The sequence below is a fragment of the Neisseria sicca 4320 genome (assembly GCF_000193735.1).
GTDB lineage: Bacteria > Pseudomonadota > Gammaproteobacteria > Burkholderiales > Neisseriaceae > Neisseria > Neisseria sicca_E.
This window is the reverse complement of record NZ_AEPF01000041.1, coordinates 1-6,719: the sequence shown is the minus strand read 5'-3', so window position 1 is coordinate 6,719 and position 6,719 is coordinate 1. Positions and strand designations below refer to the sequence as shown.

Sequence of the window (6,719 nt, the reverse complement as noted above, 5' to 3'; positions counted from 1 at the left end):
GGCGGGACAGAATGCGGTGGAAAACAACCATCTGCGCGAAGGGCAGCGAATCCAGAAAAATGCGGAATTCCGAGCATGCAAAGCCGATTGGCGTTGCGAATTTGATGTTGATGAAAAATGGGAGAAAATTGGGCTTAATAATATGAAAGAACTTTATGCAGCATGTGATAAAGGGATCGATACTGCAGCATGCCAAAATTTGAGGAATCAGATCGATAGATCTACATATCAGGGTAAACGTGACTATAATTACCCCACGGGCTTGGAATTGAAAGGAGAGCTGTCAGGTGCGCTGGGGGTGGGTGTACAGGCAAACGGAAAAGTAACCGTAACTTTAGGGAACAGAGGTTCGTCCGTACAAGCTGAAGGCGGTGTAGGTTTAGGTATTGGAGCAGCATTATCAGGAGGATTATCAAAACAAACTAGACATGTAGGTATTGATGAGAATAAGACTTTAAATGCTTCAACAGAAATAGTTTTAGGAGAAAAGCAATTTGGTACGCAAGCTGACAATAAGAATGCGACACTGTCAACTAAAGTTGAAGCTGAACTTAAGTTAGGGCCGTGGAATAATTCTGCTGCCATACAAGGAGGTAGACAGTATCCAGATAATCAAGCATCTTCATTGTATAGAGGAGGGGAAGTTAAATCTGTTGTTAAACCTCAATTGGGAATAGGTGGTATGTTGAAATGGGATATTTGGAACGGAAGAAGTAAAAGATATGAAAAAATTAGATGACAAAGAACAAGCAATGTATATTGCGAAAAAATTTCAAAAAAGAATGTTAATTCCTAAGATTTTTTTATTTCCGTAGCCTGTATACTTGGTGCGGCAACCCTCCAAGAAATTGTTACAAACAATAATTTCTTAAAGAAAGATATTTTTTTATTATATTTACTATATATTGGGTTGTTGGATTACTTTTTTGTATTATTTATATTCCGATTGCCAGCATATGTCCATATTGCCATTCTTTTCAAAAATTTAATGGTAAATCATTTGAGATTGATGCTAATAATTTAACTTATTCAAGAGGAATTTCTCCATTTAATAAAGATTATTGCACCGAGTGTAAAGCACCACTATCACCTAAAGCCGTGGAGTATATGTATTCCAAAATAGCTGATGAGTAAGTACAACAGGCGTAGCCTGTGCAATTAGCAAGCCATAGACCATATGAAACCTAAACTCAACAAGTAGGATGTGTGCGGAACGCACGCATGCGGTTCTCAAGATTTGAGCCAAAAGGTCGTCTGAAACAACAAATACGGTTTCAGACGACCTTTCTTTCAACAAGCCACCACGGCAATCAGACAAAAGCAGTCCACCGCCACACCCATGTCGGCAGTACGGCCGGCAAAACGATTATCCGAAGCGGCGGGGATACCACCCTCAAAGGTGCGCAGCTTATCGGCAAAGGCGTACAGGCAGATACGCGCAACCTGCATATAGAAAGCGTTCAAGATACTGAAACCTATCAGGGCAAACAGCAAAACGGAAACGTCCAAGTTACCGTCGGTTACGGACTCAGTGCCGGCGGCAGTTACAGCCGAAGCAAAATCCGAGCCGATCATGCTTCGGTAACCGAGCAAAGCGGTATTTATGCCGGAGAAGACGGCTATCAAATCAAAGTCAGAGACAACACAGACCTCAAGGGCGGTATCATCACGTCTAGCCAAAGCGCAGAAGATAAGGGCAAAAACCTTTTTCAGACGGCGACCCTCACCCATAGCGACATTCAAAACCACAGCCGCTACGAAGGCAAAAGCTTCGGCATAGGCGGCAGTTTCGACCTGAACGGCGGCTGGGACGGCACGGTTACCGACAAACAAGGCAGGCCTGCCGACAGGATAAGCCCGGCCATCGGCTACGGCAGCGACGGAGACGGCAAAAACAGCACCACCCGCAGCGGCATCAACACCAGCAACATGCACATCACCGACGAAGCGGGACAACTTGCCCGAACAGGCGGGACTGCCGAAGAAACCGAAGCGCGTATCTACACCGGCATCGACACCGAAACTGCAGCCCAACACACAGGTCGTCTGAAAAACAGCTTCGAGAAAGACGCGGTTGCCAAAGAGATCAACCTGCAAAGGGAAGTAACGCAGGAGTTCGGCAAAAATGCCGCCCAAGCCGCAGCGGCTGCTGCCGACAAACTCGGCAATACCCGAAGTTACGAACGGTATCAGGCAGCCAAAACCCTGCTGGAGGCCGAACTGCAAAACACGGACAGCGAAACCGAAAAAGCCGCCATCCGCGCAACACTCGGCCAAGTAAACGCCTACCTTTCCGAAAACCAAAGCCGCTACGACACCTGGAAAGAAGGCGGCATAGGCAGGAGTATGCTGCACGGGGCGGCAGGCGGGCTGACGACAGGCAGCCTCGGCGGCATACTGGCTGGCAGCGGCACTTCCCTTGCCGCCCCGTATTTGGACAAAGCGGCAGAAAACCTCGGCCCGGCGGGCAAAGCGGCGGTCAACGCACTGGGCGGGGCGGCCATCGGCTATGCGGCGGGCGGGAATGCCGGTACGGCGGCAGTAGGGGCGAATGTCGATTGGCATAATCGGCAGTTGCATCCGAGTGAATATAAATTAGCAGAACAATATGCAGATATAGTGGCTTCTCGTCTGAAAATTTCAAGAGAAGAAGCACTTGGGCGAATTATTCGGCATATGCAACGAACCGTAGATTACGCAACGGCTAAAGCGGATAATTTCCGTACTGATGACGCCATTATTTCAATTTTAGGAGCAAACAATTTACCCAAGCAAGATCAACATTACACTAATCCGAACTACAACAAACAATACATTCAAAATTATGTTCGTGATTTCAATTTAGCCAATAAATACAATTATTTTGGGAAAATGCCTACTCAATCAAGGGATTATAAAGTTGGAGTTGTTACAGATATTGGTAAGGCTGCATTAAATAGCGGTATAGGTATATTTGAATCGGCTGCGAATTTAGCGACAGGGGAGATAGATCCGAACTCATGGGCTTATGTACACATGGGGCGTATAGGTTATACACATCCTGAATATGGGAATGCTCTAGAAAATACAATGACACTTGGTGTTGCTGCAGTTACCGCTGGGCGTACTGGAACACAAGCAGGAAAAATAGGAACAGTTAAACCGAGTAGTTTTGCTAATGAAAGTTTGTTAAATGACCATTTCATTAAACACGGTGCTGAATTTAATGTAAAAAATGAAATCGAATACTTAAAAATTGGTCAAGATACTGTAAATAAAGGTATTCCTGTTCAATATGATTATAATGGTTCAAAACGAACTGGATATGTTCAGTTTTTGGGTACTGATTCCAAAGGTCAATCTAAATTTATTTTTGTTGGAACCAATGAAAATGGTAGTATTACCACGATACATACAAAATCAGGAAAAAACTTTTGGAGAACTTTGAATAACAATCCAAAAAACAAAACAATTTATCCAAAGGCAAGATAAAATGTTATATAAATGTAAAATCAAAAAGTTAGATAACACCATTGAAGAGGCAGTATTGATTGAAATAAATGGTTATGAACTACATTGTTTTATATCATACTGCCCATTCAAAATATTTGAAAATCAATTTTATGAAGTGGAATTATCCTATGAAATCTTTAATGATTACATACTGGATAAATCAACTTCAAATATTGGATTTAGAAAAATAGATGATAGTTTCAAGTATGAAATAACGGCAGAATTAAAAAATAATCATCTAACCCTACAAAATATACAATTTGAAGAAGATGAGTATTTAATAAACTACTCTTATCTTGATAATTGTTTGGTTACATTAACGGTTGATAGAATAAGTGTTTCATTTATTAGAGAAATTCAGGCAGCCTGAAACTTGTTGTGGATACCGTTGGCAGTTTAGCGATTAGTTATGCCACAGGCGGCAATGCTGGGGCTTTTACTGGCGCGAATGCAGATTGGAATAATCGGCAGTTGCATCCGAGTGAATATAAATTAGCAGAACAATATGCAGATATAGTGGCTTCTCGTCTAAACATTTCAAAAGAAGAAGCACTTGGGCGAATTATTCGGCATATGCAACGAACCGTAGATTACGCAACGGCTAAAGCGGATAATTTCCGTACTGATGACGCCATTATTTCAATTTTAGGAGCAAACAATTTACCCAAGCAAGATCAACATTACACTAATCCGAACTACAACAAACAATACATTCAAAATTATGTTCGTGATTTCAATTTAGCCAATCAATACAATTATTTTGGGAAAACTCCTACTCAATCAAGGGATTATAAAGTTGGAGTTGTTACAGATATTGGTAAGGCTGCATTAAATAGCGGTATAGGTATATTTGAATCGGCTGCGAATTTAGCGACAGGGGAGATAGATCCGAACTCATGGGCTTATGGACACATGGGGCGTATAGGTTATACACATCCTGAATATGGGAATGCTCTAGAAAATACAATGACACTTGGTGTCGCTGCGGTTACCGCTGGGCGTGGGGTGAAAAGTGGGAATAAAGCAACAACAGAAAAAACAGTGCAAGTTACAACACCAGTAACTTCAAATGGAACGGCGAATATAGCGACTTATCCTAAACTAAAATCTGATTTAGTTCAGCAAAATTGGGATAATATTGCCAAACAAGACAGTCGATTAAATAGTGCTGTTAATGATTGGAAAAATATGCAACCAAATGGAAAAGGAGAAATTAATTTTGGTATTGGTTCTGCAAGTCATTCTGAAGCTGAAAGGCTTGGAAGAATTTGGGTTGGAGATGGAGCACGATTGGTCAATAATCCTTCGTGCAAGGGTTGTTTGATAAGTGCTGACGGAACTCGTTTATACCGACCGCCTACTACCAAAAAAAACACTCCAACACATCTTAATCCAACAGGAACGCAAGCGAATTTTGTTATTCGAGACCCAAATACAAGAACAACACTAACTAATGGACATTTGAATATAAAATGATTAACCTAGAATTGAAAGCCATCAATCTTTACGATTGTGCCTTTGAAGATTTCGTTCCCGAAATCAAAGACAATTTTTGTGTGGGAATTGATTTAGACATAGGAACTGATGATAGTGATGCTGCAGATATATTTTCTGTTCGCATATGCTCTCCTAAATGGATTTTGCATAATTGTTTCCAAAATCAAAGGGTTAAATGGGGAGCGGGTATGATGATTATGAATGAATTTAATCATTCTGTTATTAAATCGGAAATTGAGAAAATTCTTAAAGAATGTTCAAAAGAAACTTGGGAAAAGTCATTGACTTATTTACTTCGTTTTTTTTCGTGGGAATTTGAAGATTATCAGTGCTAATTAAATCAAAAACAGCGAAACCAAAACTTTTTCGCTGTTTTATTTTTCCATAAACTTTTCAAAATAATCTCGTGCGGTCATTATTTTGGGTTTATCGAGATTAAGACAAACAAGTTTAATTATCTCTTTGGTAATGTATCAAGTAATTCTCACAATGCTGCACGCTCTGCTCAATTATTGCAGACAATGCAAAGACTTGGCGTTCCTAATAATACTTATGGACGCAATCTCTTGACCGAACACTTTTCAAATGTTACACAAAATAACAATAACATCGTCAGAACTTTTTCTACACAATACGGTAATTTTGAAGTTCGAGAATCGTTGTTTGCAGGTCCAAGTGGAAAGTTTGTAAAATTTGAAACCACATATCAAGTATTACCAAACGGAACAAGGGTATTTAATACAGTAATTCCCAAAGGGGGACAATAATGTCTGAAAATATGTTACTTAACGCAGATGAGTTAATGTGGTTTTTTGAAAAAGAACCAGTAATTAGCGAAGATGAAAGTTGTGTTATTTTCAAATTAAATGACGGTATCAATAATTTTGAAATTGCCTTTGGATATGCTTTGCCGTATGTATCCATAAAAGTTTTTTCATCTATTGGAATGATTTGCTCATATTATTTAGAGCAAATTATTGAAATGAAAATAAAAAATGATGAGATAAGTGAATATCTTTATGTTGAATTAAAACAAAATAACGATGTTAGTAGTTTTAGCATAAGAATAAAACCACATATCCAAATAAACTTGCAATCGCTTTGTAGCTAATAAGCAGTAGCGTGAGCAACTTTTTTGGCATTTACTGCAATAACATTCAGGCAGCCTGAAAAACGTGTTTGACAAAGATAGAGCCAGCGTAGCCTGTGCAATTAACGCGAATTGTTAAATAGCAAGCGTTGCCCACGCAGTTCAATTTCGTACATTAAAATTATGTTTTAATGTGAAATATTTCATTTCAGGCAGCCTTTCTACCATGCCATTGGAATTGCGTATTCGCAGTAAATCACCACGCAATCACACCGCACACCGATTTACTACGTTGATTTGGTGGTCAGAAGCGGTTTGAGCTTAAATGAAGCCATTAGCAAGCCGTAGCCCATATGAAACCTAAACTCAACAAGTAGGATGTGCGGAACGCACGTATGCAGTTCTCAAGGTTTGAGCCAAAAGGTCGTCTGAAACAACAAATACGGTTTCAGACGACCTTTCTTTCAACAAGCCACCACGGCAATCAGACAAAAGCAGTCCACCGCCACACCCATATCGGCAGCACGGCCGGCAAAACGATTATCCGAAGCGGCGGGGATACCACTCTCAAGGGTGCGCAGCTTATCGGCAAAGGCGTATCCACCTGATTGATGTTTCTAAAGGTCAAAACAACAATAAC

5 protein-coding genes and 3 pseudogenes are annotated in these 6,719 nt (G+C 40.5%); all 8 read left to right on the top strand.

Translation table 11 applies throughout. The features are described 5' to 3' along the window. Positions 1-739 (top strand): hypothetical protein (locus tag NSCA4_RS15440; protein ID WP_029609482.1); only part of this gene is annotated, 739 nt, incomplete at its 5' end. 584 nt (positions 740-1,323) lie between these two features. Then, positions 1,324-3,471: pseudogene (locus tag NSCA4_RS13320) on the top strand (hemagglutinin repeat-containing protein); the annotation flags it as partial. A 1-nt stretch (position 3,472) separates the two neighbouring features. After that, positions 3,473-3,862, top strand: a complete 390-nt coding sequence (locus NSCA4_RS0103215) for a UCP019853 family protein (protein ID WP_000965859.1) — start codon at positions 3,473-3,475, stop codon at positions 3,860-3,862. A 20-nt stretch (positions 3,863-3,882) separates the two neighbouring features. Further along, positions 3,883-4,968 (top strand): annotated as a pseudogene (locus NSCA4_RS15975) (hemagglutinin repeat-containing protein); the annotation flags it as partial. After that, a complete protein-coding gene (locus NSCA4_RS0103205; RefSeq protein ID WP_002221979.1) occupies positions 4,965-5,324 on the top strand; it encodes an immunity 8 family protein in 360 nt (119 codons plus the stop codon). The pseudogene NSCA4_RS15975 and the gene NSCA4_RS0103205, both read left to right, overlap by 4 nt. 231 nt (positions 5,325-5,555) lie before the next feature. After that, on the top strand, positions 5,556-5,756 hold the full coding sequence (locus NSCA4_RS13645; RefSeq protein WP_255265268.1) for a hypothetical protein: 201 nt from the start codon (positions 5,556-5,558) through the stop codon (positions 5,754-5,756). Next, positions 5,756-6,100, top strand: a complete 345-nt coding sequence (locus NSCA4_RS0103200) for a hypothetical protein (RefSeq protein WP_016686797.1) — start codon at positions 5,756-5,758, stop codon at positions 6,098-6,100. Before NSCA4_RS13645 ends, NSCA4_RS0103200 begins: the two co-directional genes overlap by 1 nt. Before the next feature lie 374 nt (positions 6,101-6,474). Beyond that, positions 6,475-6,678 (top strand): annotated as a pseudogene (locus tag NSCA4_RS0103195) (hemagglutinin repeat-containing protein); the annotation flags it as partial. Positions 6,679-6,719 lie beyond the last annotated feature (41 nt).

Bases quoted from the DNA above. Each gene is read 5' to 3' on its own strand.
- NSCA4_RS0103215 (WP_000965859.1), top strand. From the start codon at position 3,473: ATGTTATATAAATGTAAAATCAAAAAGTTAGATAACACCATTGAAGAG.
- NSCA4_RS0103205 (WP_002221979.1), top strand. From the start codon at position 4,965: ATGATTAACCTAGAATTGAAAGCCATCAATCTTTACGATTGTGCCTTT.
- NSCA4_RS0103200 (WP_016686797.1), top strand. From the start codon at position 5,756: ATGTCTGAAAATATGTTACTTAACGCAGATGAGTTAATGTGGTTTTTT.